The organism is Streptococcus pseudopneumoniae (assembly GCF_001068775.1).
Taxonomy (GTDB): domain Bacteria; phylum Bacillota; class Bacilli; order Lactobacillales; family Streptococcaceae; genus Streptococcus; species Streptococcus pseudopneumoniae_N.
Genome location: NZ_JWAJ01000085.1, coordinates 1 through 598 on the forward strand (window position 1 = coordinate 1; position 598 = coordinate 598).

The 598-nt window shown below is 39.1% G+C and carries 1 pseudogene; it reads left to right on the plus strand.

From position 1 onward, the window contains the following. A pseudogene (locus ADF68_RS04030) lies at nt 1-598 on the plus strand (YSIRK signal domain/LPXTG anchor domain surface protein); the annotation flags it as partial.

Below are 598 nucleotides of genomic sequence, written 5' to 3' on the forward strand. Positions count from 1 at the left end.
AAAAAACTTCGGTACACCATATCAGCGTATTGAGGGTAAAAAAGGTAAAACAGTTACTACAACTACTTACGATGTAGATTCAAACGACGGTCATATCACAGAACACGTTGGTACCCCAGTTGTCACCCCGGCAGGTAAGACAATCGTTAAAGTTGGTGCGAAAACTAAGGTTGAACAATCTAAAGATTCTGAAGGTCGTGATGTGATTGATACCACTACCTATGAAGTTGATTCAAAAACAGGTAAGGTAACTCCAACAACAGTTCGAACTTATGGGAAAACGAAAGCACCAACGGTTGTGAAGAGAGTAGTACCGTCTCCAGTAGTTTATGAAAAAGATGGTACAAAAGAAAAAGGTACAACCCCAACTACTGTTAAAGGTGAAGATGGTGAAGACACTATCACAACAACTTACACTGTGGATCCTAATACTGGAAAGATTACAGCAAGTGAAGGTAAACCAGTTCGTACGAAAGCACCAACGAATACTATTGTCAAAGTTCCAGCGAAGGATAAAGTAGAAACAACAGAAATTCCATCACCTAAGAAATATGTAAAAGATGATACACGCGACAAAGATCAACCAAATGTGGAAGAA